Annotated in this window: 31 protein-coding genes; 20 read left to right on the forward strand and 11 right to left on the reverse strand. The window is 40.5% G+C overall.

The genetic code is table 11. The features are described 5' to 3' along the window. Nucleotides 1–17 precede the first annotated feature (17 nt). From SY85_RS21700 to SY85_RS21720, 6 genes are all read left to right on the forward strand, one after another. Nucleotides 18–1,454 (forward strand): SusD/RagB family nutrient-binding outer membrane lipoprotein, encoded by a 1,437-nt coding sequence (locus tag SY85_RS21700; protein WP_066410065.1) that lies wholly within the window; start codon nt 18–20, stop codon nt 1,452–1,454. Nucleotides 1,455–1,703: 249 nt separating this feature from the next. Then, entirely contained in the window at nt 1,704–1,868 is a 165-nt protein-coding gene (locus tag SY85_RS25505; RefSeq protein ID WP_148661254.1) for a calcineurin-like phosphoesterase C-terminal domain-containing protein, read from the forward strand. Nucleotides 1,869–2,158: 290 nt separating this feature from the next. Beyond that, nucleotides 2,159–2,509 carry a VOC family protein gene (locus SY85_RS21705; protein ID WP_066407641.1) on the forward strand — a complete coding sequence of 117 codons (351 nt, stop codon included), beginning with the start codon at nt 2,159–2,161 and terminating at the stop codon, nt 2,507–2,509. Between the two features lie 556 nt (nt 2,510–3,065). Continuing rightward, nucleotides 3,066–4,694 (forward strand): NHL domain-containing protein, encoded by a 1,629-nt coding sequence (locus SY85_RS21710; RefSeq protein WP_158513018.1) that lies wholly within the window; start codon nt 3,066–3,068, stop codon nt 4,692–4,694. 123 nt (nt 4,695–4,817) lie between these two features. Continuing rightward, entirely contained in the window at nt 4,818–6,251 is a 1,434-nt protein-coding gene (locus SY85_RS21715) for a right-handed parallel beta-helix repeat-containing protein (protein WP_066407645.1), read from the forward strand. Between the two features lie 155 nt (nt 6,252–6,406). Further along, on the forward strand, nt 6,407–7,021 hold the full coding sequence (locus SY85_RS21720; RefSeq protein WP_066407647.1) for a GNAT family N-acetyltransferase: 615 nt from the start codon (nt 6,407–6,409) through the stop codon (nt 7,019–7,021). Between the two features lie 569 nt (nt 7,022–7,590). On the opposite strand, the gene SY85_RS21725 is transcribed toward SY85_RS21720, so the two are convergent. Beyond that, nucleotides 7,591–8,157: a GNAT family N-acetyltransferase gene (locus tag SY85_RS21725; RefSeq protein ID WP_066407650.1), complete on the reverse strand. Its 567-nt coding sequence runs from the start codon at nt 8,155–8,157 to the stop codon at nt 7,591–7,593. A gap of 261 nt (nt 8,158–8,418) precedes the next feature. Beyond that, entirely contained in the window at nt 8,419–8,916 is a 498-nt protein-coding gene (locus tag SY85_RS21730; protein ID WP_148661255.1) for a hypothetical protein, read from the reverse strand. 237 nt (nt 8,917–9,153) lie between these two features. Here SY85_RS21730 and SY85_RS21735 point away from each other — a divergent pair, with 237 nt between their 5' ends. Then, the gene (locus SY85_RS21735; RefSeq protein WP_226998938.1) at nt 9,154–9,579 is read left to right on the forward strand and encodes a rhodanese-like domain-containing protein; all 426 of its coding nucleotides are present in this window, start codon (nt 9,154–9,156) and stop codon (nt 9,577–9,579) included. A gap of 15 nt (nt 9,580–9,594) precedes the next feature. On the opposite strand, the gene SY85_RS21740 is transcribed toward SY85_RS21735, so the two are convergent. The 3 genes from SY85_RS21740 to SY85_RS21750 form a co-directional block, all read right to left on the reverse strand. After that, on the reverse strand, nt 9,595–10,413 hold the full coding sequence (locus SY85_RS21740; RefSeq protein ID WP_066407658.1) for a sterol desaturase family protein: 819 nt from the start codon (nt 10,411–10,413) through the stop codon (nt 9,595–9,597). Nucleotides 10,414–10,502: 89 nt separating this feature from the next. Beyond that, nucleotides 10,503–11,429, reverse strand: a complete 927-nt coding sequence (locus SY85_RS21745; RefSeq protein WP_066407660.1) for a lytic transglycosylase domain-containing protein — start codon at nt 11,427–11,429, stop codon at nt 10,503–10,505. A 385-nt stretch (nt 11,430–11,814) separates the two neighbouring features. Beyond that, nucleotides 11,815–12,414, reverse strand: a complete 600-nt coding sequence (locus SY85_RS21750; protein ID WP_066407662.1) for a hypothetical protein — start codon at nt 12,412–12,414, stop codon at nt 11,815–11,817. A gap of 114 nt (nt 12,415–12,528) precedes the next feature. Between SY85_RS21750 and SY85_RS21755 the strand changes: the two genes are divergently transcribed. The 3 genes from SY85_RS21755 (at nt 12,529) to SY85_RS21765 (ending at nt 13,623) form a co-directional block, all read left to right on the forward strand. Then, complete coding sequence (locus tag SY85_RS21755) at nt 12,529–12,777, forward strand: hypothetical protein (protein WP_066407664.1); 249 nt, start codon at nt 12,529–12,531, stop codon at nt 12,775–12,777. Between the two features lie 365 nt (nt 12,778–13,142). Next, complete coding sequence (locus tag SY85_RS21760; RefSeq protein WP_066407667.1) at nt 13,143–13,409, forward strand: hypothetical protein; 267 nt, start codon at nt 13,143–13,145, stop codon at nt 13,407–13,409. Nucleotides 13,410–13,419: 10 nt separating this feature from the next. Further along, nucleotides 13,420–13,623 carry a hypothetical protein gene (locus SY85_RS21765; protein WP_066407670.1) on the forward strand — a complete coding sequence of 68 codons (204 nt, stop codon included), beginning with the start codon at nt 13,420–13,422 and terminating at the stop codon, nt 13,621–13,623. On the opposite strand, the gene SY85_RS21770 is transcribed toward SY85_RS21765, so the two are convergent. Continuing rightward, nucleotides 13,620–13,898: an acylphosphatase gene (locus tag SY85_RS21770; protein ID WP_066407674.1), complete on the reverse strand. Its 279-nt coding sequence runs from the start codon at nt 13,896–13,898 to the stop codon at nt 13,620–13,622. The genes SY85_RS21765 and SY85_RS21770 overlap by 4 nt on opposite strands. A 73-nt stretch (nt 13,899–13,971) precedes the next feature. On the opposite strand from SY85_RS21770, the gene SY85_RS21775 reads away from it, so the two are divergent. Beyond that, a complete protein-coding gene (locus SY85_RS21775; protein ID WP_066407675.1) occupies nt 13,972–14,370 on the forward strand; it encodes a DUF5684 domain-containing protein in 399 nt (132 codons plus the stop codon). 58 nt (nt 14,371–14,428) lie between these two features. On the opposite strand, the gene SY85_RS21780 is transcribed toward SY85_RS21775, so the two are convergent. Further along, nucleotides 14,429–14,944: a YdeI/OmpD-associated family protein gene (locus tag SY85_RS21780; protein WP_066407678.1), complete on the reverse strand. Its 516-nt coding sequence runs from the start codon at nt 14,942–14,944 to the stop codon at nt 14,429–14,431. A gap of 105 nt (nt 14,945–15,049) precedes the next feature. Here SY85_RS21780 and SY85_RS21785 point away from each other — a divergent pair, with 105 nt between their 5' ends. From SY85_RS21785 to SY85_RS21805, 5 genes are all read left to right on the forward strand, one after another. Continuing rightward, complete coding sequence (locus tag SY85_RS21785; protein WP_066407679.1) at nt 15,050–15,517, forward strand: nucleoside deaminase; 468 nt, start codon at nt 15,050–15,052, stop codon at nt 15,515–15,517. A gap of 76 nt (nt 15,518–15,593) precedes the next feature. After that, nucleotides 15,594–15,848, forward strand: a complete 255-nt coding sequence (locus SY85_RS21790; protein ID WP_066407681.1) for a hypothetical protein — start codon at nt 15,594–15,596, stop codon at nt 15,846–15,848. A gap of 15 nt (nt 15,849–15,863) precedes the next feature. Beyond that, entirely contained in the window at nt 15,864–16,079 is a 216-nt protein-coding gene (locus SY85_RS21795) for a hypothetical protein (protein WP_066407682.1), read from the forward strand. Between the two features lie 190 nt (nt 16,080–16,269). Continuing rightward, nucleotides 16,270–16,869 carry a hypothetical protein gene (locus tag SY85_RS21800; protein WP_066407684.1) on the forward strand — a complete coding sequence of 200 codons (600 nt, stop codon included), beginning with the start codon at nt 16,270–16,272 and terminating at the stop codon, nt 16,867–16,869. Nucleotides 16,870–16,934: 65 nt separating this feature from the next. Then, entirely contained in the window at nt 16,935–18,158 is a 1,224-nt protein-coding gene (locus SY85_RS21805; RefSeq protein WP_066407686.1) for a DUF4339 domain-containing protein, read from the forward strand. Between the two features lie 51 nt (nt 18,159–18,209). Here SY85_RS21805 and SY85_RS21810 read toward each other — a convergent pair whose 3' ends face one another. Then, nucleotides 18,210–19,640 (reverse strand): S41 family peptidase, encoded by a 1,431-nt coding sequence (locus SY85_RS21810; protein ID WP_066407688.1) that lies wholly within the window; start codon nt 19,638–19,640, stop codon nt 18,210–18,212. A gap of 622 nt (nt 19,641–20,262) precedes the next feature. Here SY85_RS21810 and SY85_RS21815 point away from each other — a divergent pair. Next, on the forward strand, nt 20,263–20,685 hold the full coding sequence (locus SY85_RS21815; protein WP_066407689.1) for a response regulator: 423 nt from the start codon (nt 20,263–20,265) through the stop codon (nt 20,683–20,685). A 19-nt stretch (nt 20,686–20,704) separates the two neighbouring features. Here the strand turns inward: SY85_RS21815 and SY85_RS21820 are convergent, their stop codons facing one another. Then, nucleotides 20,705–21,163 carry a hypothetical protein gene (locus SY85_RS21820; protein WP_066407690.1) on the reverse strand — a complete coding sequence of 153 codons (459 nt, stop codon included), beginning with the start codon at nt 21,161–21,163 and terminating at the stop codon, nt 20,705–20,707. Nucleotides 21,164–21,775: 612 nt separating this feature from the next. Here SY85_RS21820 and SY85_RS21825 point away from each other — a divergent pair. Both SY85_RS21825 and SY85_RS21830 read left to right on the forward strand, forming a co-directional pair. Next, complete coding sequence (locus SY85_RS21825) at nt 21,776–22,537, forward strand: oxygenase MpaB family protein (RefSeq protein ID WP_066410066.1); 762 nt, start codon at nt 21,776–21,778, stop codon at nt 22,535–22,537. Nucleotides 22,538–23,393: 856 nt separating this feature from the next. Further along, the gene (locus SY85_RS21830) at nt 23,394–24,089 is read left to right on the forward strand and encodes a helix-turn-helix transcriptional regulator (protein WP_066407695.1); all 696 of its coding nucleotides are present in this window, start codon (nt 23,394–23,396) and stop codon (nt 24,087–24,089) included. Between the two features lie 185 nt (nt 24,090–24,274). Here the strand turns inward: SY85_RS21830 and SY85_RS21835 are convergent, their stop codons facing one another. Beyond that, nucleotides 24,275–24,502, reverse strand: a complete 228-nt coding sequence (locus SY85_RS21835; RefSeq protein ID WP_148661256.1) for a hypothetical protein — start codon at nt 24,500–24,502, stop codon at nt 24,275–24,277. Nucleotides 24,503–24,712: 210 nt separating this feature from the next. Here SY85_RS21835 and SY85_RS21840 point away from each other — a divergent pair, with 210 nt between their 5' ends. Continuing rightward, nucleotides 24,713–25,477 (forward strand): YdcF family protein, encoded by a 765-nt coding sequence (locus tag SY85_RS21840; protein ID WP_066407701.1) that lies wholly within the window; start codon nt 24,713–24,715, stop codon nt 25,475–25,477. Nucleotides 25,478–25,796: 319 nt separating this feature from the next. Here SY85_RS21840 and SY85_RS21845 read toward each other — a convergent pair whose 3' ends face one another. After that, nucleotides 25,797–26,693, reverse strand: a complete 897-nt coding sequence (locus SY85_RS21845) for a phosphatase PAP2 family protein (protein WP_066407704.1) — start codon at nt 26,691–26,693, stop codon at nt 25,797–25,799. Nucleotides 26,694–26,905 lie beyond the last annotated feature (212 nt).

The raw sequence follows: 26,905 nt of genomic DNA on the forward strand, positions 1-26,905 counted from the left end.
TTTCAATTTCTACAGTCATGAAAAAATTACGTAACTATTTCTATATACTACCACTAATTGCCTTACTAACTGCTTGTGAGAAAGGCTTTGAAGACATCAACAAAGATCCCAATCGTATCTCTGAGATCAGTCCTGGTACCTTGTTAAACCCCACATTGTATGAGCTATCCAGTTTCAACATGCAAAAGAGCGATGATATCACCTTCGACCTGATGCAGGTAGCGCTAAACTTTCCAAGTGTTTCGGGTGGCATACACCGTTATGACATTACCGAAAATGCCGGTAACAGCACCTGGAATACCTACTACCGCTGGTTGAACAACATCAAAGAGATGAAGCAAATGGCTGACTCCACCCAGGATGTCAATTACCAGGCTATTGCTCTTACGCTAAATGCTTGGACGTATGCTAACCTGACGGACTGTTTTGGTGATGTTCCTATGGCTGATGCCGTAAGAGGTGATGAAGGTGTGCTGCAACCTAAATACAATACGCAGAAAGAGGTGTATACAAAGATCCTGGCGGATTTAGCAACAGCTAACACTCTGTTCAATGCTTCCAGAACAATGACCTTTGGTACTGATGTATTGTACAGCAACAACGTAACGAACTGGAAACGTTTTTGTAATTCCTTGCGCCTGCGTTTATTGTTGCGCGTTTCTAACAGATCAGAAATGGATAGCTGGAATCAGCTAAAGACAATGTTGGCCGATGCTAACAGCTATCCCGTGTTCACAGCCAATGATCAGGGCGCTGTATTAAAGCTTACGGGTATTACGCCATTGATCTCTCCATGGGGTCGTCCGCAAGACTTTACCACGGGACGTGCTGCTGCCAAGTTTTTCCTGGATAGCCTAAATGCCATGAGCGATCCACGCCGTGCGAAGTTTATGTCACAAGCCAAAAACAGTGCAGGCAATACCAATATAGGTTACCAGGGCATCCCTAGTGGTTATACAGGTAGTGAAAACCAGTTTGCCTATATCCCGTCCAACCTTTCCCAAGCACTGATTACGGGTGCAATGATCTGCCCAATACTTACGTATGCTGAGGTGGAGTTTATCAGAGCCGAAGTAGAATTCCGTGCTGGTAATACGGTCAATGCAAAAGCAGCGTATGAAAGAGGCGTAAAGGCAGCTATAGAACAATGGGGCTTGACCATGCCAGCAACTTACTTCTCTACACCTGATGCGGCTTATAACAATACATTGGAAAGAATCCTATTGCAGAAATATTATGCATTGTTCTTTACCGATTACCAGCAGTGGTTTGAATACCGCCGCACTGGTATGCCCAAGTTGCAATTAGGTGCCGGTATGTTAAATGGTCAGAAGATGCCTGCACGCTTTATCTACCCGGTAGCACAGCGCATTTACAATCCTGACAATTATAAAGCAGCTGTAGCTATTATGGGTGCTGATGATATCAACACAAAAGTGTGGTGGCAGAAATAACCATTAACTGTATATAGAGGTCTGCCACGGTTTTAAAAGATGTTTGCCTATCCTAAAACTGACTATAACCGTGGCAGACCTTTCTCCCATTAAAATTTTTAAACAGCTTCTAATACACAATACGAGAATTGATGCAACGTAGAAACTTTCTAAGAAGCCTGGGATTAGCTTGTGCATGGTTGGGAACACCAGCACTGGTAGCCAGTGCAGCCTAATATGGAGTAGCGTGATGCCCGGGACCCACTGGCAATGGAATTGTATGGCGGGCCAGAGCTTCCTAAGAAACTCAAGTTTGTAGAACCTACACTGACCGACCATATTTTCTTTGCCAGGCCCTCTGTTGGCGCTAAAGAAGTTATGGTAAAAGCTTCCGATCGTTTTGGAAATAGTTATACTGCCACCTTGCAAGCCTAGGGAACACTTACAAACCCAATATCCAATGAACAAAGCCGGCAACAAGAGCCGGCTTTTTGTTATCCTATATTTCAGTAATTCATATATGTAATCATTTAGGTAGAAACAAAACCCCTTTGATTGGTGCATGCTGTTGATAATATGATCTTTCTTCAATATTGACTGCTTACTATTATTGAAGCAATAGCAATCCTCTTCAATTTTTGCCATAAATTTAGGTACATGGAGCACGGGCTTTCGCTGATGTTGGAAGCCCTGTTTCCGTTAATCAGCAGCTAAATCTCTCTATTATGTCGTTTTTATCTCTTGAACCTTTCATACCATCAGGAAGCAATTTTGAAGGATCAAAACAACTCTTTCAGGAGTTGGGTTTTAAAATCAATTGGGATGCAGGCGATTATATAGGTTTTGAAAGAGATGGCTGCAAGTTCATTTTGCAGAAGTATGATAATAAAGCGTTTGCTGAAAACTTAATGATCAATGTGAAGATCAGTAGTGCAGAGGCGTTATGGAAGGAGGTAAATGAAAAAGGATTAATAGAGAAGTTTGGTATTCGCATTAATCCGCCAAAGCCTCAACCTTATGGTATAGAAGTAAACATGATTGACCTGGCCGGTGTATGCTGGCATTTTGTTGAATAGAGCCTTTCTTCTTATATCGGCATATACTAATGATTGATTTGCTGATTTGTTATGTGTAATCCTCAATTATTCTCCATAAAATTGACAATCCTCATCAACGCCATTAAATGATCTGGAGTAGAAGAAAGCTGCTGCTAAGCCTTTTACCAATTGGGCAAACTGTTGATATGCGTCAAGCAGATACATAATTGCTACAATATTCACGCTATCAAATACTCCACTTCATTCCCTATTTAGTGCTAACTAAATGCAACGATTCTTTATTGGTAAACTTATCAAATTGATACTTGAACGACTTTAATGGGCTTGTAATCGAAATATAGTTATTAAAGCCTGAATGTCATTCTATATTGGCAGGGTTTAGACCTATTCGTAGCTAAACTTCCTGTTGACTCGTACCTAACAAATGAAAAACAAATATTCACTTCTAATAAAGCTTCTCAAAATATGAAATCAATAAAGTAATTGCAAAACTGTAAAAGCGTTCATTAGTCAACAAATAATGAAGCTGTTTTACATCTTAATTGTCCAACGGTTTTCAGATTCTAATCCCCCTATGTTTAAACTACTTTCACAAAAGAAAGCCCTGTCTTTCTTATTACTGCTTCTTGCGCATTCTTCTTTTTGCCAAACGCTTTCTACTGTTGCCGGAAATGGTAAACAAGGATATAGCGGCGATAATGGTGTTGCAGTAAATGCAATGCTCAATCATCCATGGGGCATGGCAATTGATGATTTAGGCAATATTTATTTTGCTGACTATGTAAATAGTCGTGTTCGTAAGATAAATGCATCTAATGGACAGATTACAACTATAGCCGGCACTGGAAAGAATGGCTATAATGGTGATAATATTGATGCCCGCAGCGCACAGTTAAACGCTCCTATGAGTGTGGCTGTTGATCAACAGGGTAATATTTATATCGCGGATGATGGTAATTACCGGGTTCGGAAAATCAATGCCAATAATGGTAAGATCACTACAGTGGCAGGAACAGGCTTGCATGGTTATGCAGGCGATGGTGGCCCTGCTGCTAATGCGCAACTGGGAGACCCCTGGCATATTTCTGTAGATGGAGATAATAATCTTTTTATTACAGATTATAGCAATAACTGCATACGGAAAGTAAATGCATTAAATGGTGTCATAACCACTGTGGCAGGTACTGGTGTAGGAGGCTATTCTGGAGATGAGGGATTGGCTACCAAAGCCAGTTTAAATCTACCAGTAGCTACAGCTATTGATTCTTACGGTAATGTTTTTATTGCCGATTTTAATAATAATTGTATTCGTAAACTAGACACAGAGACAGGAATCGTCACTACGGTTGCTGGCAATGGCAGCTATGGTAGAAGTACAGAAGGTGTCCGTGCTGTAAATGCGGTATTGGCATATCCTGGTGGTGTTGCTATAGATGGAGATGATAACGTTTACTTTACAGATAGTGATAATGAACGTATTTGTAAGATCAATGCTTCCGATGGTATGATCTCTATTATTGCTGGAGGTGGTACTGGAAGCGATAGCCTGGCATTATCAGCTAAACTGAATGGTCCACAAGCTATTGCTCTTTCTTCTGGTAACTTATACTTTTCTGATACCTATGATTTCAAAATCAAAAAGATCAATAATGTATATAAGGAGACACCAGTGAAGATTGTTTCTTTCAGTGCTACTAGTAGTATGGAAAAGCTATCGTTGCAATGGCAAATAAGCGATAAGTGTAATACTAATCGCTATTTTATGGTGCAATACAGTACGGATAGTCTCAAGTGGTCTACAATAAAAACAGTGGCTTCAATTGACAGAATGAACCGGAATAGTTATGCTCAAACTGTAGCGGCTCCAACAAAAGCGGTAAACTATTATCGTTTAATAGCTGTCAATAAATACAATGATTCTGTCTATAGCGCCATACAGAAAGTGGATGTAGAATTGCCTGACAGGTCTGAGTCGTCTTTTGTACTTTACCCCAATCCAGTTACTCAAGATTTTTTTACATTAAAAATAGCAACTCCTTTAACCTCAAAAATTGGATTTACAATTACTGATTTAATGGGCAGAAAGGTTCTGGAAGGAGTAATTATGAGTCAGGTGCAGGTTATAAATGTAAATCGCTTTTCTTCTGGCATATATATCTTGAAGCTTAGCGATGGTCGTACAGGAAAGTTCAAGAAAATATAAAGAGGTAGGTGGCAACATATATCCAGGATAAGTCTGCTACATGCCACACCTAATACTTAATTAATACAATCCAATACCCGGTTCAATAATAAAACAGTTTATTACTAATAAGTTCTATTGAAAATGAAAAGTCCAATATTCATTCTTTGTTTTATATGCTGCGCACTGTTGGTGCGTGCTCAGGCTTATGAGGAGCGAGATATCAAATCATTTGGTGCTACTGGCAATGGCATAACCAATGACCATGCAGCCTTTCAGAAGGCTGCTGATTATTTTAATAAGAGAGGAGGGAATGGAAAGCTTATTATTTCAGAAGGGACATATGTTGTAGGAAAACAAACCTATACAAAAGGAAAGAATGGTGCTCCCTGTTATTGGGGAGAGGATTTGTTAAGTTTAGCAAACGTTCATGATGTAACTATTGAAGGTAAGCATGGTGTCAAGATTGTTTATGATAAAGGGTTGCGGTTTGGGGCCTTTGATCCGGCTACAGGAGAGCCCTATGAACATGGTAATAATTATTTCGTAAAATATACTTATGCCGCTATTATAGGTTATTGTATTAAAATTGATAAATGCAATAATGTAACAGTTGCAAATCTTGAATTAGATGGCAATAGCGGTTCGCTTATTTTAGGTGGTGTATATGGCGATGTAGGCCGGCAGTTGCCACATTGCGGAGTTTTTATAGGTAACAGTAAAGGCATTGTGATTGATGGCCTAAATGTCCATCATTTTGGGCTTGATGGAATTACTGTCGGTAACAAGGTCAGTTCAACTAAGGATAATATTTTACTTCAAAACAGCTCCTTTGAATATAACAGCCGGCAAGGACTTTCGTGGATAGGAGGCAATGAATTAAAAGTAAAAAGGTGCAAGTTTAACCATACTGGGCGCGGTGCCTTTAGTTCATCTCCTAATGCAGGTGTTGATATTGAAGCAGAGTGGGGGCCAAACCGTAATGCATCGTTTGAAGATTGCGAGTTTATTAATAACAGGGGTTGTGCTATGGTAGCTGATAGTGGAGATAGTGGGTACTGTAGCTTTTTGAATTGTACATTTTGGGGTACAACTACCTGGTCTATATGGGTTACTAAGCCTGGTTTTACATTTACCGGTTGTAATATCTATGGTTCTACTGTACATGGTTATAATTCTCCCAATGATAAAGATGCAACCAAGTATATTGACTGTCATTTTGAAGATAAAGAATATAACGGGCTGCCTCCTTATGGAACATTTCTGGTAGTAACAAATGGCAGTAGAAGAGTTAATTATTTGAACTGTACGTTTGTTAGTCATACCAAAAAGCTGATCTGGGCCGAGCTTATTGCTAATACTCCTCAGGAAAAGTATCAATTTAACAACTGTACATTCACGGTCTACAATACCAACTTGCCAGCGAGTGATTGGATTGCAGTTTTAAGAGGAATGCGCTATAAAAATTGCAAATTTGAATTCAGTAAAGAGTCCAGACAATTAGGCTATTGGTTAAATACCTGTTGTAATGGTGGTGGCAATATCGATGGTGGAGGAAATAAGACGAGTACACTTTAATAGAGGGTCTTAAAAGCCTATGCTACGTTTATAGTGATGCTGCTACAGCTCTTTGTAATTGAGAAGAGGGGCCTCACTTTAGCTGGTAAACTCAATGCATCATTGTTTGTAATAAACTAACTTTAGCCCGCTGCAACTGAAAGATTTCATTACAAATGACAAACAGTACTGACCGTTTAGATCTACTCAATCAATTATACTTTGAGCCATTGTCGCCAGGTAATTGGAGTCAGTTTGTAAAGCTGTTTGGCGAAAGAGGTGCCTGTGGTAATTGCTGGTGTATGTCGTTTCGGTTGAAGAAAGCAGATTTTGAAGAGGGTAAGATTGAAGACGGAAACAAACAAGCTATGAAAGGCTTAGTGTGGGCAGGGGAGCCAACTGGCCTATTGGGATTTTATCAAGGCGAAGCTATAGCCTGGTGTGCTTTTGCACCGAGGGAACATTTCTTAAAAGTAGAAAACTCCAGAGTGCATAAACGGATTGATGATAAACAAGTATGGTCTATTCCTTGCTTCTTTATTGATAAGCGATTCCGACGACTGGGTGTGTCGGTGGCTCTATTAAAAGCGGTCATAGAGTATGCTACTACCCAGGGCATAGGAATCATAGAAGCTTATCCTACTATTCCTACTCAAGAAAAGTTACCAGATGCTTTTGCCTGGATTGGTCTTTACAAATCTTTTGAGCGGGCAGGTTTTAAAATTGTAGACCGTACTTCTAAGAGCAGGCCAATGGTGCGCTATTATACATCAGCCAGGTTGGAGTCGTAATCCAGAAATAAAAAAGCCACTTGTAGAAACAAGAGGCGATCAAATTTGCTTGCAATGAGTTGAGCAAATAACTCCAATCTATATTAACAGGATATGAATGGAATGTTATCTTAGAATTAAGTATATCCGTCTCAACAACGCTAGTATTTAACAATTGGGTAACCTGTAATTAATACACAAGTAATAAGGATCGTGTTGCTTTACTGGAGGAGTAACTAACATATGAAACCCCATCTTTCCCGACACGAATTTGCGGCACTAGATCTCTCCATCCAGGCAGCGCTTGTTAATTACGAAGGCGTTGATTTGTGTACACATTATTATCGAGGAAATCAATGTGTGTTACTATATTCTCTCTTTGACTTTTATGTGGAAATATGACAAACCCGCCGATCTAAACAACTGGCAAAAATTGTTTCCTTTTCTAGTTATAAGCGATTGGATATGTTCCTCACCTCTATTGATATCAGCTTTGTAAATGATCTGTTAAGAGCTTAAGCAAGTAGTTTTATATTCACCTGTGTACTTAGTCTTACTGAAATAAGAAATCGATGCGTTAAGTATAGCGCTTAATTCCGTTGTACTTCAACCATTTGTTTATGCTGCAGTGAAAGTGTAAAGATCCTGTTGTTTTCATCTTCACCATCCTTGCGATCAAGATCTGGTTCAAATTGGTTTTTCAATAATAGACGTATCGAACTACTATTGTCTTTATGGGTAAAGGCTTCTAATCCTTTTAGATGAATGTGATTAAAACAGAAATCAATAACACACTGCAGCGCCTCGTTCATAAATCCTTGTCTCTGGTAGGCGGGCTCTAATTCATAGCCGATTTCAGCTGTTGTATGATCGGTTGAAAAATTCCAGAGGCAGATGGTGCCAATGAGTTTAGGATGTTCTTTCTGGCAAATGGCCCAATAAAGCCATTTCTTTTCCCTGATACCACGGTTAATGGTGTGTATAAAAGCACTGGCTTCTTTGAACGATGTTTGTTTAGCGCGTGCTACATAACGGTTCACGGCTTCATTTGAGCGTAATACTGATAAGTCTCTGGCGTCAGACTCCCATAATTGACGTAGGACCAATCGGTTTGTTGATAATAAAGGAAACGGTATGAAGCTTACTTCTTTTATCATTTTATGTGCAGGCGTTTGCTGCTTGTTAAAGAGTAGTGGCAGTAAGAAATGAGTGTTGTTTTCAGAGAGTGTAAAGGAATATACTTTGAATGATTTTCATATGTTAAGGCTAACGAAGTATTTCAATAGAAAGGTAGCAAAAGGATTGCTGTTTTACAAATGGAAGCATGCTTTAGCTGTAATAGTTTTTTAAACTATTGCAGTCTCTCCATTTTATTAATTGTTATGCATTTGTTGAGATAATTGCATGAGCAACTAAAATCAAAAGCGTTTGCCAATAGATATGCCAATCCAAGGCATGGCTCTATACTTATTGAAGATAGGGGTGAAGTTTACACGCCACATGAAGTCACTCTTGGTATGGCGTCTATAACCCAAACTAGGCACTAAACTCCAGATATGTTCGCTATAATCTCTACCACCAGCTGCGGCCTCTTGTTTAAGGGTCATTAGTCCAGCTGAACCTGACCAGGTGCCGCCTACACCAACATCAAGGAAAGATTTATTTATGTTTAAGGTAAACAAGTAGTTTACACCTAAAGGCACCGATAGTCTGAACTTTTCATCCCCAGAAAAATAGCCTATGCCTGCTCTAACACCAAGGCCCGGCTTATTAGTTAGTTGTCGTTCATAATTAAGTGAGGCAAAAATGCCGTTGCCCATAAACTCACCATAGACATCATTCTTTTTAAAGCTGCTTTGTGGAAATGCTGATAATGAAAATAATAGCAATAGGATTGGGGAAAGCTTTTTGTACAAGCAGTGAATTGATTTAGTTATGGTTTAGGTTGAAACGCTTTACAGAATACTTTATTGCGGAATTGGACTCAAGGTGGTCCTATCTACATCTGATAAAAGCTACGCATTGTACCGCGCTAACACATTTGGCTTCTGTTTTATGATTTTAAATAAAAATCAACATAATTCTTTCATACAAAAGAGAAAGGTTAAAGAAGAGCTTCTATCTTAGCTCCAAAGAATAAAAAGATGCTCACTATGTTACGTTCATTTCTGCTGGCTGGAGTTTTATTTATAGCTTTTCAGGGGAAAGCACAAAATCCAGAGAACTGGACTGCCAAACAGCTTATTGAGCCATCGGATTTAGCAACGGCTATCAATGGAAAGAAAGATATTCCTGTAATTATCAGTGTTGGGCCTGGCGCTACGATACCTAATTCTGTTGCTATTGGTATGGTGAATAGCCAGGAGGGGTTAGATAAGCTTAAGGTGCAATTGAAAGAGGTGGCAAAGGATAAGAAGATCGTTATTTATTGTGGCTGTTGCCCGTTTGAGCATTGCCCAAATGTGAGACCTGCCATCAATGCATTAAAAGAAATGAAGTTTACACAATATTATCTTTTAAATATCCCACATAACATTAAGAAGGACTGGATAGACAAAGGCTACCCTGTAACTAAATAATACTCTTGATAATCCTCAGGTAGTTGCTTGTTGTTTTTCTTGATCAACAACAGCAGTTGCCGTTTTTTCTTCAAACAGCCTTTCATATAATGGGCTTTCGGTATGTTTCCACTTGTCCCAAAAAGTGAAGTAAAGACCATAGTTATACTTAAACTGCTTGTGGTGTAAGGAGTGGTGAGTAGCGCCAATGAGCCAGCGGCCAACGAAGTTTTTATGAAAGCCCTTGGGGTATACTTCTATATCCAGGTGATTGATCACTGAGCTAAAGGTCATTATGGTAAGTTGAATAACCAATACATACAAATGCATGGGCAGAATCAGAAGCAAGATTGGTAAAAAAAGGGCTTGAAGGAGTCCTTCTAATGGGTGAAATGAAAAAGCTGTCCATGGAGAGGTAATGTTACTATCATGGTGCACTTTGTGTACAATCCGGAATACTTTAGGATGGTGCATCCAACGGTGCAGCCAGTAGTAATAGGTTTCATGTGCCAGCAGGGCAATAAATAAGCTTATAGGCATCCACCAAAGCGGATAGTCATAAATGTTCGTATAAACTTTAGTATAACCCTGTTGCCATAGCACCAGCATTAAGCTTCCGGCAACTGCAAAAAGGAATGCAGTGATCATACTCCATTTTACTTCATTTTTAAACTGTCCTGATTTATAACCTCTGCTGTTGATCTTGCGTTGCTGCCAGCGTTGGGGAAACCACACGTAGAAGATACCGTGAAAGAGCCCGGCTATGAGCAAATAGCGACCTACTACTACCAGAAACACTACCAGGGTAGCAAAGGCAAACCAAAGCGGTTGGCTAAAGTCGGGTAATGGTGTCATAATACTATTATACTAAAGAAAACATCTTATATAGGCAAATAGTTGGTTTGCCTCACATATTCCCAGATTTGCATAGGGAGCCAAGCTTTTCAAGGGGCTGGTAATTTGATCTCATATGTTTTACCATCTGTATTTAACGAGCGTCCATATAACCAGGGATTCAACTGGCGAAGCATTTTGTACGTAGTGCCTCTGGCTTGTGCCCATTCCGCCAGGTTGGGTATGTTGGTGTTGACCATTATACTTTGGGTGGGGATAGTATTATATTTTTCATCGTCTTTTAATACAAAACCTAACGAGGCAGCATTAGCCATTAAATATTTAAAGGTCAGTATGCGAAACAAGTAACGATTGGTTTCTTCTGGTAGCTGCAGATCGTAATAATATTTTGTGCCTTGAAAAGATACCTGTCCGTTATATCCCCCTTGTCCCATGTTGTAAGAAGCGGCAGCGGCTGTCCAACTACCAAATTTTTCATAGGCTGCTTTTATATATTGACAGGCGGCATCAGTTGATTTGATCAAATCAGACCGCTCATCTACTTGGTCGTTTACTGTTAGGCGGTAATTGGGTGCTGTGCTTTTCATAAACTGCCAATAGCCGCCAGCCCCAACGCTTGAGCGGGCACCACTTAATAGATTACTTTCAGCTACGCATAAATATTTAAAATCATCAGGAATACCATTGACTTGCAGGCGTTCCGAAATAATGGGGAAATAACGGTTCGCTAATTTTAACAAGTAAAGGATATTCGCTTGGTTATAATAATTAAACAACAGTTCCCGATCAAAGCGCTCTTTTACGTCCCAACGTTCAAGGGGTACTTTTTCCCCGGCAAAAGAGATTTCGGTAGGGTGTGGGGGCGCATGAAACTGTACTGCTTCACGGTCATCCTTCCCTGTTATACGTTTCAAAAAACCGTTTTCATCATTGGTGAAGCCAAACTGACCCGCTATAAAAATACCTAGCACTACACCAGCGGCAATATTGAAAATAGCAGCTATCCTTCGTTTCATACGCGTCTAATTGTTAGGTAAGCCTTAGGGTTCACAAAAAAGGTGCCTCTTGCCAATAGTTCGTTGTAGAGATTAACATTTAAACATGCAGGTCAGGTGGCCTATATGTACGTAACTGGTTTAAAGTAAGCTAATAGGTAATTCTATTGTTCTTTTAGAGTGATACTAAATATAAAGGTCAGCGCAAGCATGAGTTTATGCAGCTTCTTACCATCAGGTCTTCTTTACGCATATAGGGAGCCGCTTACTGATCAATGATAGTTCCTTCAAGAGGCAGATAAACTATTGTTATATAAATAATGGCTTGGTATAGAAAATAGTAGCTACTACCGTAGTTTCGGCAACAAGTATTTTGTGTAGGGCCTAACTATAGTTCAAAGGGAATTTAGACACCCGATTTATTTTCGTTACTGTCATTATTATCACCGCCCAGGCTATAAGTTTTGTTTTCTTCGTCACCCTGACCCAATGCGTCATGTGTAGTATCATGAGTTTCGCTGGCACCTACAGCCGTATCCAGGTCCGAGCCGCTTCTTTCTTCGCCAAAGCTTCTTTCGTTCAAACGTTCACCTTCCATGTCGGTACTATCTAACGATGCTTGCCGCAGATAAGCCTCATCTCGTGTAGGCATATAATCCTGACCCATTGCCAGTGTTTGCCGTTCTTCATTAGAAATATCTGCTTCTGTACCCATTACAATATCCGTTTCATCTTCTTCATCGTCTTCAAATAATCCTTCGCCTTCTTCATCGGCCGATGAAATAGTGGTATCTGCCATCATACCCAATGGAGGAACATTAACAAACTCCTGCCCGGGAATATCTTTTACATCTGGCAACTCAATAGTTGCTTCATCCGGCTTTAAGCGCTCTCGGTCGCGTTCTGAATCCTGTATGTCCATTTTATCCCTGGCTGGATCGTTAGATGTACGATCACCGCGGGTGCGGTTGGCTCTATTGTAGGGTTCCTCATTATTGTTTTTCATGCCTCATGCTTTACATTAAGACATTCAAAAAGTTGTGCCGTTTTGTAAGCGCTGCTGTTGTTTAAAACGGTATTTCATTGGCATAACATTTTCGGTTGGATCTAAAACACTTATATGAATACAATATCCCAGGACATTAAGCGTAATCTGCCTGCAGATAAAGGCCGTAATAATGATCCTCAACGTAGAGAGGAGTCAGCTCAGCAGCCAGGCGTAAGCACCTATAGCAGTAGCGATACAGATAGTTTAAATCAAGACTTGACAGAGACTGCTTCTGATAATTTTAGAGAAGAGGCATTTGGTAAGGATGCCGATCCCAACTATGATGAGATTGGTAATAGTAAGCAAGAGCACGATGAATAATACTTTAGAGCTTGAAAATATAGATAACGATTTCGTAATAATGACGTAATGATCAAGTAATAATAGATTGTTTGTTTTGTCAAACAGCAAACACATTTTTCTCTTAGCAGTTTTATTAATGAACACGGACAAGCCGCCTGCTCTCAGGTGGCTTTCTTTTTATGGGCTGGTATCCGTTTTAAATTGTGTCGTTTTTTGTACAAAAAATAGAGCTGCAATTAAAATTGGGTGATGGGGTTTTCAGAAAGCAGATTTGGTAATGCGTTTTTGGTTGATTTAAATTAAGTTGATCAGCTAAAGCTGGGATTTCCTCTGGTTAGGTAGTGTGGCATTTCGTTTGTCTTTTATGTTTAAACCCTTACTGTATGACGCACCGGAAATTTTGTAGCCTCACCAAAAAACAGAAAAAAACAGCCCTCTTAAAAACAGGGGTATTCCTGGCTGAGCGTAAGCTCGGATTCTTTAAAGCCATGCTTTACCAGGTCAATAATTTTTATGTGGAAGTGTTTTTTTTGAAATGGAGTAAAAATGCAATTGGATTCAGAACCTTTACTGCTGTAAAATCATTGCAACCTTATTTGCGAACCATTGATCTATCTACATTGCTGCAAAATCTTTACGTTAAACCCTAATACTTTTCTTTTGATCCAGCCAAACGATAAAGACCAGCACATTTATACTTCTTTACCAAAGCAAACAACGCCTGCTCCAAAAGAGGAGGACTTCAGCATGAGTGTAAATGACAATCCAAGGGCCAATGAAAATGTTTATAATGAATCATTGGTTAAAGAAAACAACGCTGAAAAGGAATCGGGTAGTGAGATAACTGATGGGGAAGGTGGTTAATATGATCCCCTTAAAATGGAAAATTGTTCAAACGTTTCTTCTGGAAGCGTTTTTATTTCTACTTCGGAAACCTCTGCTTTCCTGGGACCTTTTTTACACCAACTTATAAATTGGTCCAATGCATACTGGCTTCCACTGGCCACAGCTTCTACATGGCCTTCTTCTGTATTCTTTATCCATCCGGTAAGTTGTAGCTGGTCGGCTTCTTCTTTAGCCGTAGCTCTATAAAATACACCTTGTACTTTTCCTTTAATAAGTAAATACACTGTAGGCATACAGAAACGTTTTACACTGTTTTATGCTTGCAAAAGAAATCAATTATCTTGTAGCAAACCAAAACCATCTCATATGATTTTCTTATTGTTCCTGATTCTGTTTGCATTTGCTTTTGTTATTTTCCTGATTGCTTCACAATGGAAGGTGTTTGAAAAAGCAGGGCAGCCTGGATGGGCCTGCATAGTGCCAATTTATAATACCTATGTTCTGCTCAAAATTGCTGGTAAACCCGGCTGGTGGTTACTATTATTATTCGTACCATTTGTAAATATTGTCTTTGCTATCTGGACTGTAAACATGATATCCAAGAGTTTTGGTAAAGACGAAGGCTTTACTGCAGGCTTAATCCTTTTAGGTTTTGTTTTCTGGCCAATCTTGGGATTTGGCAGCGCTCAATATCTTGGTCCATATGGCGATCCGGAAGAATTCGCTGCTCGCCAAAATGCCAGCCGATTTGACTTTGAACATTGATGTATTTATTCCTCCATAAAAAAGCCCTGCAATCGCAAGGCTTTTTTTATGGGGAGTATTATAGCATTTCTTTGGATTTTTTAGCAGCCCTGATCATTGCTGGATAACCCATACCCGCAGCTAATGCAGACACTGCCTGGGCTATTCGTTTAATCCTTGTGGGTTCCGTTTTTGCGCTGTCTATCCAGCGTCCAAAATATAATTGGTGACCTTTGGTTAGTTGTAAGAAGAATGTCTGTGCATCTGGTTCATCAGCTAAGCAAGCCATAAAATCGGCGGGAGGCTTTAGCTCTCTTTCGTCTGCTTTTAGTTGTACCTGTACACTTTGGCCTTCGCCTTTTTGAATGCCCTTTCGCATAGCTGCATTCAATGCCATTATAAATTGTCCTTCACCCATGGGCAGCAGCGCCACTCTATCTATTTTGTACTGATCTAATTTTCCACTTACGCGAAATGATTTTTTATTTCCAGGTTTCAATTGTTCCGCAATAGCCTGCGATATTTCAATATACGTCCAGCCGGTTTTTTCGCCTTGCTTGTTAAAGCGTTTGATAAGAGTAGAAAAATTGATCATGTAAATGGTTTGGCCATGACTAAGATACAGGTAATCCTACAAGTTGCTTATTTTGTAAATGCCATTAAAAATTCAGTTTACATTATCAACATTTAATCTGGTTTGATGAAAGACGAAACTTTTCTTCAAAGGTCTTTGGCGCTTGCCAAAGAGTCGACAACAAAAGGCAATTTGCCTTTTGGTTGTTTACTAGTAGATAGTACCGGTTCTATACTTGAAGAGGCGGGTAATACTGTTAGTACAGATAAAAACCCAATAGCACATTGCGAGTTAAACCTGGTACAACAAATGGCTGGAAAATATACAGCCAGCTTTTTGCAGAACTGTACAATCTATTGCAGTGTAGAGCCATGCCCTATGTGTGCGGGCGCTATATATTGGAGTGGTATAGGACGAGTTGTATTTGCGTTGGATACAAACACCTACAATGCAATTGGTCAAGTAGATACTGCTGCTTTATTTGAAATTCCTTGTCAGGAAATAGTTGAAAAGGGAGGAAGAAAAGTTGAGGTTGTCGGGCCGGCTTTTCATAAGGAAGCTGTAGAATTCTATCGCTCTTTATTAAAACAGTAAGTGTTCTATTCTGTTATTTACCCGCTGTTCATGGCACTATATTAGTAGCTGTTCCGATGGTTTAAAACAACAGATTATGAAGGAGAAAGATAACAGAGATAATCAATCACAACCTCGTAGAGAAGAGGATAATACGAATAGATCTCATGGAGAGGGTACGCCTATTTACCTAACCAGTAATAGTACCTTACAATCGCCTGAAGAACATGCGCACGATCAAAGCGTGGATCCTAACAAGGATACAACCAGATCTGTATCAAGCGACGACCTGCATGATATCAAAGCAGGTAAATTAACCGGACGCGATGATACTAATACGGATGAGCCTTAATCTAAATACTTGATTATGACAGACAGAAAAGAGCAACCCGGACAAGGTCAGGAAAATAGGATTAATAAGCTGGAAACGCCGGGCCATGGGCCAGAGGGTGTTGATAAAGCTCCTGGGGAAGAGACTTCGCAGGACAATATACAGTTTACACAACAGGCCTTTAAAGGAAAGAAAGTGGACCGGGATATAACAAAGAAAGAAGATAAGCCTTTAGATAAGCAAGACCTTTGAGCGCATTTGTTAACCGGCAGATAAGATCATTGCTTTTTACGATTGAAGAAAACCGCACTTGCAGGCGGTTTTCTTTTTTATATACAATTGAGATTACAATTTTTACTTATCAAGTTTGTAATTACACAGTTCTTCTATTTTGGCTTGCATCTATGTCAGTTAATGTCAAGCTTTATAGAAATACTGACTTATGAGCCAACGAACACTAGGCATCCTAGGCATCATTGGAGCGCCATTTCTTTTTGTCACTTTCATTCCAGATGTACTGGTAGGGGAAGTGGACCAAAATAGTTCTTTGCAAGGCCTATTTGAGCTAATTTATATGTTGGGATGGATGGCTAGCATCATGGGGCTTACCAAATTACAGGCTACAGGCACCGATAAATGGGGGCGCTGGGTTTTGATCATACAATTAGCCTTTTTATCATTAGCTAATATTTGGAATATCTGGAACATTTTCCAGCCAAACGCCAATACCACTTTATACAAGATTTTAGATTTTACATGGCCAGCTAGTAATGTTTGGATGCTGGTAGTAGGTATAACCACTGTCAAAGTACATCGCTTAAAAGGGTGGCGTCGTTGGGTGCCATTATTGGTTGGATTATGGTCGCCAATAGGCTTGATGACTATGGGCATTTTAGGTCGTAGCCATACCTCTCTATACATAGCGGGTATTTATTCTGCCAGTGCTTGGTTTCTATTAGCTTTTATGATTTGGTTAACACCTATTGTGTATCCTTTTCATGCCCTTAAAAGGCAGCCTAAGCTGTACAATGGGCACTATTAATAACGCTTTCTTCACATATCAAGGTACACAATCTGTGCGTTATATGTAGTAGAGAAGCACCACCCATGGAGAAAAGCTACTTACTTCTTCATAATAACCAACAATCAGGTCCCTTCAGCTTAGAAGAGCTTGCTGGGAAGGCTTTGCAAGCTAAAGATTTGGTGTGGGTTATTGGGCAAAGCGCAGGATGGCGTTACCCGGAAGAAATTGAAGCCTTAAAAACATTTGTTCAGGACAATAGTCCAATACCTTCTACCTCAGCAGCTGGTGAGCCCAAGAAGGAAGTTGTTTCTTCTCAAACAATTGCCACATTTACTACTGAAAAGGCAGCTTCGCCTTCGACACGACACATCTATGTAAGTTTTCCATCAAATCCGGTCACTATAGTTGCAGAACAAGCCGCTGTGCCGGAAGCTGCTACGCAGTCTTTTGAAGAGCGGGTAGAAAAAATGCGGCAGCGTGTTGCCTGTGCAGAAACACAAAAGGAAATTCCACAAGAGCCTGAGGTAGAAACAAAATATAGCCGATCACTTGATGATATTAAAGCCGAGTACTCCAGCTGGATGCACAAACGAAAGCGTCGACCCAATATAGATGTTAAGCAAATAGTTATCGCAGCCACACTGTTTTTGGGAGTAGTTATGGGTGCCTGGACTGTATATCATTTTATATCTAATTCTTCTACAAGCGAATCGGGTAAAAAAGATGAACGTTTAGTAGAGTTTCATCCTACACCAGTCCAGCCAGCTTCAATGGTGAAGACGAATAAGGTTACCCAAGGCAATAGGCGGAGTAATAAAGCTGGGCGGCAGTCTAAGAATAGTAATAACTTATTTGTAAAGGCTACTCAAAGAGAGAAGAGTAATGACCCGGTTGCGCCACCGCAAGCTAAAGAAGGAGATATAGCTGCAAATGAAAAGAATAACTCACCGGGATCCGCAACCGAAAAACAAACTACAGCTAACAGCGAAAAAGCTGCTGCGGTTGTGGATCAATTACAACTGCAAGCTGATTATGTGGCAGCCAATAAACGTCAGCAAGGGGTAGGTGGCTTAGAAGTAGCCATAAAAAATAACAGCAATCAGATGATGAAAGTGGTAGCAGTAGATGTTATTTATTATGGTGAAGGGATGGAAGAGATCGATCGTAAAACACTTTACTTCAGCGATCTGCAACCCGGGCAAACACTCACCCGTAAAGCTCCGGCACATAAAAAAGCAGAGGGCGCCTATGCCCAACTTGGGCTTATAAGTAGCGAGGCCGGCAATATATTTTATGCCAGCAACTGATAAAATAGATATACTGACCTTGGTTGCGTAAGGTCAGTATATAGTATGCTATTAATAATTAGAAACCGCTTTAGACTCCTTTGTAATCAACCCTTTCAGGAATTCTAATTCTGCATCGCGGCCTGCAGCAATATCTTCAACCTGTAAAGGAATATTATAGTCAGGTTGTACACCCACTTGTTTCCCATTACCACAAGCACTAGTATATAAAGCAGTAGGCACTACAATAGTTATTTTAGTATTAGGCAATTTAAACTCAATGATCTCTCCTGTCAGGTCTAACCGCTCACCTGTTGGTTGACCAATGATAGTTCCTAATTTTCCACACTTTACAGATAGTGCTGTCATGTGAGCAGACGAGTAGGTGCGGCCACTTGTCAGCAAATAAAATTTAGCTGTTGTAAACAATTCGGGGTGCTTTAAGCTATCAGGTTGGTTGGGACTAAGACTTTTAAAATACCGGTTGGGGCCTACCAGTTGCCAGTCTTTACGAACCTGCTCCATTGTTTTATAGCGCCAGTTATCAGAAGGTACAGCCTTCATAAGTGGGCCATCCAACCACGTTTTGGAGCTGATATCAGTATAAGGATTTTTAGTGATGTAACCCAATACGATATTTCCAATTGTTGAATTGCCGGCACCATTCTTTCGCAGATCAAGAGCTACGTGTTTAATGCCTTGATCTTTGATTACCTGGAAAGAGGAATCAATAAAAGCGCGCGCTGCTTTGAGACTATTATAACTATTGATCTGCAGTACAGCCAGTTGGTATTCTGGAAACATGCGCAGTTGGTATATAGAGCCTTTACCAAAAGTAAGTTTCATATAGTCTTCAGTTGATATGCCTTCTACATCAACTGTTTGCTTTTTGCCTTTATTCTGAAAACTAACCTTGCATTGATTTCCCCAATTGTAAGTGTGCCAAAGAGAGAAGCCAAACAGGCGTTGGGTTGTTACGTAGCCAGAGCGCCGATCGTCGGCCGATTGCAGAGAGGTTAAGGTCTGAACAATTTCGTGCGCCGACCGGTTATTAATGGAAATAATTTCTGCACCTAATGGAATGGCAGCAGTACTAAACGAAACATTGGAACAATAAATTTTACCCTCGATAATGGATACTCCTAATGGAAATAGTTTACCACCTTGTTTTCCGTATGCAACAAACGCTTCACTTTCAAAGCCAACATCTAAAAAGGTGTGGCCGTCCTGAAATCCGGCTACAAATTTACTTACCAATAGTTCAAACGCTGATTGTTTAAGTGGGCGATCCAATTCTTTTCGAAGTTTTCTAAACACAGCATCAGCATCTTTTTTAGGCCACTGTGCGTATAGGGCTGGATGATTGTTTTGAAGCTGGGCATAAAGCGTATCCCAGTCTGCTTGTAATTGTGCAGGTTCTAATTGTCGACTGGCATCTTGCTGCGATTGAGCGCTAATAGCTAGGCAAGACAGCAGACTTATTACAAATAGGTAAAGTTTCATACCCCTCCAACGATGTATAACAGGAGAAGTTACTGTTAAGCCTATCCAATCTCTTATGTTTCGGATGAACTGTAGCAAACTGGGGTTGGATTGACTGTTACGGTTTCCCCAAGGGGTATTTATTACGCGGAGTTATAAACGCCGGGAAGAGCGGGCTATTGACCGGTTCTTAGTAGAAATAGAAGTTACCGGCAGTTTATCTGCTTTTACCGCCAAACTTCTTCATTTAGCCTAACAGTTTTAACAATGGCAAAAAGGCCTTATATCTTTGGTTGACCAATATCAATAAAGCATTCGGCATCCTATGTTAAACCTACTGCTTACTTCGTTTAAGGGGGTCGCAACCGAAACATATTACCTATGAACAACCGGTGAAAACACTAGACCGTTTCATCCCAAAAAGTTAAAAAGGCTGCTCAGGCAGCCTTTTTCTTTGATTAGTAAGCCATTTCGCTTTGGCACAATCTTTTAAGTAGTTAGGTGTTCATGCGCCAAAAGTGTGCTGTCTATAAAGTTGCTGTTGTTGAAACATAACTTGTTTATTTTCAAACCCCTTCTTTTATATAGTAGTATCTCTTTTGCGGAACAGACTAAATATAAATACACACTTGAGATATAGTACATGGAATCCGTTACAACCAATCCAGTCATATTATACGCTGAAGACGATCAAGATGATTTTGAATCTGTGCGGGAAGCTATGTTGCAGCAAACCGATCGTTTTAGACTGATTCACGCCAAAAATGGTGAAGAAGCTATAAAGTATTTACAAAATAGTACAACTGAGGCACTTCCTAACCTGGTAGTGTTAGACTTGAATATGCCTATCATGAATGGGAAGGAGACACTTGTATGGCTAAAATCCCATGAGGTATTCAAGAATATTCCCGTAATGGTGTTTACTACTTCCTCAAGGGAAGAAGACGTAAAGCTGTGTCAAGGGCATGGTTGTACGTTTTTCCGTAAGCCAACATTATATCGCGACCTGCTGCATGTAGTGCAGATCATGCTAAAAATGTGCGAGGAAACATTCAAGAGTGCTTAATACGAACGTTTCTTCCTTTTTAGATATTGGCCATATCCTTTCTGCGGCCAAAGAACCAACTACTCGTCGGAAAACTGAATAATTGTCCTAATCCTTTCCACTTTCCAGACGTTTCCCGTAATGAGCTTAGTGCTGCGGAATTGATATCACCGCGTAAGGCCGCATGTATGGCTTGTTCAAAAAGTAACAATACAGTTTTCGCACCAGCATCTGTAGAAATTGCCTGTCCGTTGGTGTAGGATAAATGTAATGCTACTTGTGTATATGTATTATCTAACGGAAGTAATGAAATACTGACTTGAAAATGTTTCTTGCTATCCGAAGGTTGGTATAGAAAACAAATGGCTTTGTTCACTGCATTTTCTTGGATGAATTGGATATGGGGGCTGCACTGTGGTAGGGTTAATAAACACCGGCGGGCTTCTGTTTCTTCAACTTCAACAAAGAAGTCTTTAGAAAGAAAGTTTTGACGGGGCATGGCTTTTCATTTTTAGTTTTCGATAGGGATTATTTTGTTATAGGCAATCTAAAATAAGACAGACTGTAAGCAATTGCAATCGAATTCTGGAAACTTTAGTGTAAACCCGTAGGTTGATATCTGTGTTTCACGGGGTTTTTAGCTCTATATAGTAATTAACAAATATGCGTATGCGCTGATGAATGAGCTGCTAGTAGCGAATTTGACACCGAAACTATCTTTTCAAATGATTACAAACTATTATGTAATGGCCAAGCAGGGCGGCTTTCCGCGATCCTGATTGCACGTACTTTCAACTATAATCTACTAAAACGTGATCCTGTATGAGTTCTAGGAAAAAGTTCAAGCTGCCATTGTCCAAAAAAGGGTAGAAGTAAAGGCTTTAACCTACTTCATCTTTCGGAGAGTGTTACTAAGTAACTCAAGTATTACAGTACTGCAGATCTCTAATAGAATGCATTTAAACAAATAGCCTCCGCTTAGATGAGGCTATTCGTTTACCATCCGTAATTATGACACTGTAAAAACTTACTTAAAATATAGAATCAAAGACCACGCCACCCTCCTGAAATGACAATTGAATTTAAGCTCCTTCTTATCTTTAATAACACTATGGAATATTTTGTAGATAAGGATTCAATTGTTCGTAAGATCTGGGGGAAGAGTGATACGATCCTTTTCATTTTTGCGGGCGCATCGGCCGAGTTTGCTCTTAATAGGGCAGTAGACTGGCTCTACTTTACCGGTAAGTTGCCTGCCGATCCCCTTGGACGCCTGTTCTCTACCGTTGCATATGCCCGCCAAATAGTATTTGCAAAAAAGACAGATGCGGAGACAACTATTGATAAAATCACCTCCATTCATAAAAGCATAGAGAAGGCGCGTGCCAGCTCAATCCCTGACTGGGCTTATCGCGATGTGCTCTTTATGCTCATACATTACTCCATTGCTGCGTATGAACTTTTAGAGAACAAACTAACACCTGCCGAAAAACAGGAAGCCTACGATGTTTTTTACCGCATGGGCTTGCGTATGGGCATCCCTGAGTTGCCCAGTACCTATGTAGACTGGTTGCCTGTGCGCCAGCAACACTTGGAAAAGGACTTAGTGCTTTCTGAATATAGCTTGGATCTTTACAAACAGTACAGAAAGCATTTAGGAGCCTTTCGCTATGCTGTATTAAAGCAGTCTCAGCTGCTGGTTGTACCACCACTGGTTAGGCAATTACTAAAGTTAGGCAGCGTGTCACTGCTTCGTCCTGTTGTACCAATTTATAAGTTTAGTAAGATTATAAATGCCGATTGGCTCATTAAAGTAGTGTTGTTGCCAAAGGCTTATAAGAAGCAGATTGAGGAATTAGATATATATCATTGATTTCAAAATTTCAGTCTTTCATGATTTTAGATTTGAAGACTTCAGGTTATTTGCTTCAGGTTTCATACTTCCCTTCTCAACCAGGCTGCCCATCATAACACCTTTTGGCTTTTGTCATCCAGAGCGATATTCAAGAATCTCAGAGATTCACACCTAAAATCCGACTGAAAGTCTTATGACTTTTACTGTTAGGCGTAATTTATTTCAGCATCTGCTCTCTCCTTAAAAGATGCTACCAAACCCTAAACGTCACTAATCCCTTAATCCCCGTACTCTGTGACCCTCCCTGCACTCGGTGTCTCTTTGGTACAAATTCTCTGCCTCATCGGCGCTATCGGCGAGAGGTCCCTGTGTGCGGGAGCTCCCATTTAGGGGCTGGAACCTTGCCTATCCTGTACCCAGCCTGTGGGTCTCTTGCACCTCTCCTGTACCTAATCTGTACCTCTTCTGTAGGTAAGTCCGTACCAACTGCACAGAAAAAGCCCTCTACCTGCCTTCCAGATTCACTACTCCTCCTACCATCCTCCTATACTGCCCCAACCAGCATCCATAAATCATGAAGTAAAATCATAATGGGAAGAGTCGAAAATGCTCCTAAAAGAGAGGTGTCAAAAGATACTAAAAGTAGGCAGGAGATTGTTTTGCTTTTAGGCTCAATAAAAACTGGTACAGTACCTAACTGACTGTTATTGGGTAATAAATGTAACGAGCATGTATAAGTGGTTGTAAATCATATTATTGATTTTAAGAAAGACATGTTGTTCTATACATTAAGCTTATATCGTATATTTAGTTGCCATATACTAGGTAAAAATCCTCGTAGAAACCCTAACTAACTAACTAACTGATAAGGATCATGGCATTTTTAGACAGATTCACCGAGCCCATATTACGCCAACAAATAGAGGAGAGGTTGGAAAGTATTAAATTGTTTGAAACTAGTGTGCCTGCGGTATTGGTGGTTCATGATGTACGCGATTTTTCACTGATTTATATTTCAAAAAGGGGATTAGATGCATTAGGTACAACGCTGGAAGAAATCAGAACATCTTTTACAGATTATCATTCCCGCTATTTCAACTTAGAAGATGCTGAGTATTACGCTGAAAAAATTGCCAGCTTTCTTGCCCGGAACAAACAAGATGAAATTGTAACCTATTTCCAGCAGGTAAGACTAGCTCCTGAATATGAATGGGTTTGGCATTTAAGCTCCACCCGAATATTTTTAAGAGACCAGGAAGGACAGCCTTTACTTTCGTTAACCCTGTCAATTCCAGTAGACTCCAAGAGCCATATCACCACCAAGGTAGAGCGCCTGCAACGGGAATATGATTTTTTGAGAAAGAATCAGCACATTTTTGCTTCACTTACGGGTCGGGAAAAAGAGATCCTTAGTCTTTTGGCCATGGGAAAAAATTCAGAGCAAATAGCAACAGCTTTACATATTTCAGAAATGACCGTTTCTACCCACAGGAGGAATATAAAAGCTAAGATCGGCGCACAAACACCTTATGATATTACCCGCTTTGCACAAGCATTTGATATGATTTGAGTAGTTTTTGAAGTGAAGTAAACGTCTTTATAATGCTATGTTTACTTTTTCAGATTACGATTAGGCTAAACTTAAAAGTAAATGCAGCCCATTAAGGACTGCATTTTGTTTTGGTAGACCGCTTCTATTCAAAAGAAGACGTTTAAGAAACGAATTCGGTTCGTTGCTACTTTTCGGCAGGGACTTTAAAACGGGCGTCTTTCTATTTCTTCTATGGCCTGGTCTATTATATTCCGATCTGATGCCCCAATAGCTTTCCACTCGCCATTAATTCTTTGCAAGGAAAAGGTAGAGGCCACTAATGTATCTTTCCAACTGGTTAAAGGGGTGAAAAAATAGCTTTTCTGCTTTTTACTTACCTCAAAAACCAAGGGGTGCCCATCAAAAAAGAGCATGATTAGTTCTACTGTCATAGTGGTAGGGATAAATAAACATGCTATACGTGGTCCGAATCTCTATATAGTTTACAATGAGCTGTTTAGGAAAGTATGGCCTATAGACTGGCACTTGTTCTTGAAGCTTCAGGCAAACTATATATTATAACATTAGCAAAAGTGACGAAAGAAGAGATGATAGAAAATACCTAGTAGTGAGTATTTTCGCGGCCTTTACAGAATTTCCCTATGTTTTTCATTCTTTCTAAGATCCTATTCTTCTTATTGGCTCCCCTGATCTGGATTATAACGACACTGGCTATGGCCCTTTTTGCAAAAAAAGACAAAAGAAGAAAGCGTGCGTTGGTAACCACTGCAGCCCTGCTGCTTCTTTTTACAAACCCATTTATTAGTAATGAAGCTTGGTTGTTATGGGAGCGTGGGCCGAAGCCAATAGCTACGCTTCCTACTTATGATGCTGCTATTATTCTAACAGGCCTGACCGATATGGATAAATCGCCTCACGACCGCGTGTATACTAATAAGGGCGCCGACCGGGTTTTACATACCCTTCAATTGTATAAACTGGGCAAGGTGCAGCATATCATTATTTCGGGTGGTAACGGTTCTTTAAAGGAGAAGATTACTACTGAGGCTGAAAGTTTACGTCAGCTGCTAGTGCAGGCCGGTGTGCCCGATAGTGTTATACTGATGGAAGACAAAAGCCGGAATACGTATGAGAATGCGCGGTTCACCAAGCAATTGCTTAGCCAGCATCCTGATTTAAAGAAGTTATTGCTGGTAACATCAGCCTTTCACATGCGCCGGGCAGAGGCTTGCTTTAAAAAAGCAGGTGTAGTGGCGGATACATATCCTGCCGATTTCTATACACACGACCGTTCCTGGGACCTCGACAAGCTACTGTTGCCGCAAGAAGCGGTGCTTTCTCTCTGGCAAAAGCTATTGCATGAAATGGCCGGCTATGTGGTGTATAAAGTGGTTGGGTACTGTTAGAGTGAAGCTTCACGCTATACGCTGTACGCTCCACGCAGAGCGCGCCGGAGGCGCGGAGGGAGGAACCACGGAGACATAGAAGCACAGGGAGGCACAGGGACGGCCACAAAGACACGAAGACGCAAAGGGGCGCTAAGTAAAAGAAGCAAAGAGGTTAAATGAAAAAGCACTCCACCAAAGGAGTGCTTTTGTTTTATAAAGAGGTTGGCTCTTGCTGTGAAGCGTGCAGCTTGTAGCTTGCTGCCATCCTTTCACGTTTGACGTTTCACGATAGGCTGTTTGCTGCGTACAGCGTATAGCTTGAAGCGTGCAGCGCTTCTTACTTAAACCGATAGTTCATCACCAACCCGTGCGACTGTCCCGTCGTATAAGGCAACAGGGTTAAGTTAGGATCTTTGAAGAGTTTGGTCTTATGAAACTGTGGTACCAGTATTCCGGATAGTGTACCCACTGCTGTTCCCAATAAGAGATCAGAAGGGAAATGCTTTCCGCCCATATGGCGTAAATAAGCCGTACCTCCAGTAGCTACAATAGCGGCACCATAAAACAAAAACCTCAACTTGGAGTCAGGGTGGTAGTCTGAAAACACTTTAGCAGTAAAGAAAGAGGCTGTACCTACCAATGCTACGTGCCCGGCAAAGAATGAGTTTTTAGCACCACCGCTTGTGCGTTCAGACATTGGCACTTCGGGGTTATAAGCCAACGGGCGGTAACGGTCAGTACTATATGTTGCGCCAGTATATAATAAACCCGTAACCGACATAGCTTCAAGGTACATCAGCCCAATTTTTCCTGCATCTTGCCGTATGTGCTTGTCTGCAAGTAACAAAAGAGGTAATGGCATAGAGCCATAAAAAAAGAAGTCGCTGGTATTGGCCGCTTTAGGAGAATACACATCAGCTGCCCAGCGGTCAAAGCCATTGATATCTTCTTTACGCAAGGAATTAATATCTTCTACGGTCGATGGATCCTTGCTGTAGATTTTTGTAAACGCATACATGGACCATCCCGAGCCCACAGCCGTAACCGGTATATCCACCGCGGGTTTTAATTTGTAAACGGGTTGTTTTTTGTTGTCAGTAAAAGCCTGGTTGGAATCTGTTGTTACAACATTTACCGTTGTTGTATCTATTAGCTTGCTACTTGTATCTGTTTGAGAGAAGGCTGAAAAGCCTGTTGCAACCACTACACTCAACGCCACTACTTCTTTTATCATGATCGGGTATTTTTCTAAGGGTTATTACACATTTACCTGTTCTCTGCTGATCTTTAATCAAATTGCAAGCCAAGCAGTATAATGCACATTGATCCTGGCTTGAAGTATTGGTTGTGAAGCTGTTATCGGCTATCCGTTATTTTCTGTTTACCCTCCACGTATTTCTACAGTGCTAAATTTTTGTGGATTACTAACCGTTTTTATGGATCAGT

The sequence above is a fragment of the Flavisolibacter tropicus genome (genome assembly GCF_001644645.1).
Lineage (GTDB): Bacteria > Bacteroidota > Bacteroidia > Chitinophagales > Chitinophagaceae > Flavisolibacter > Flavisolibacter tropicus.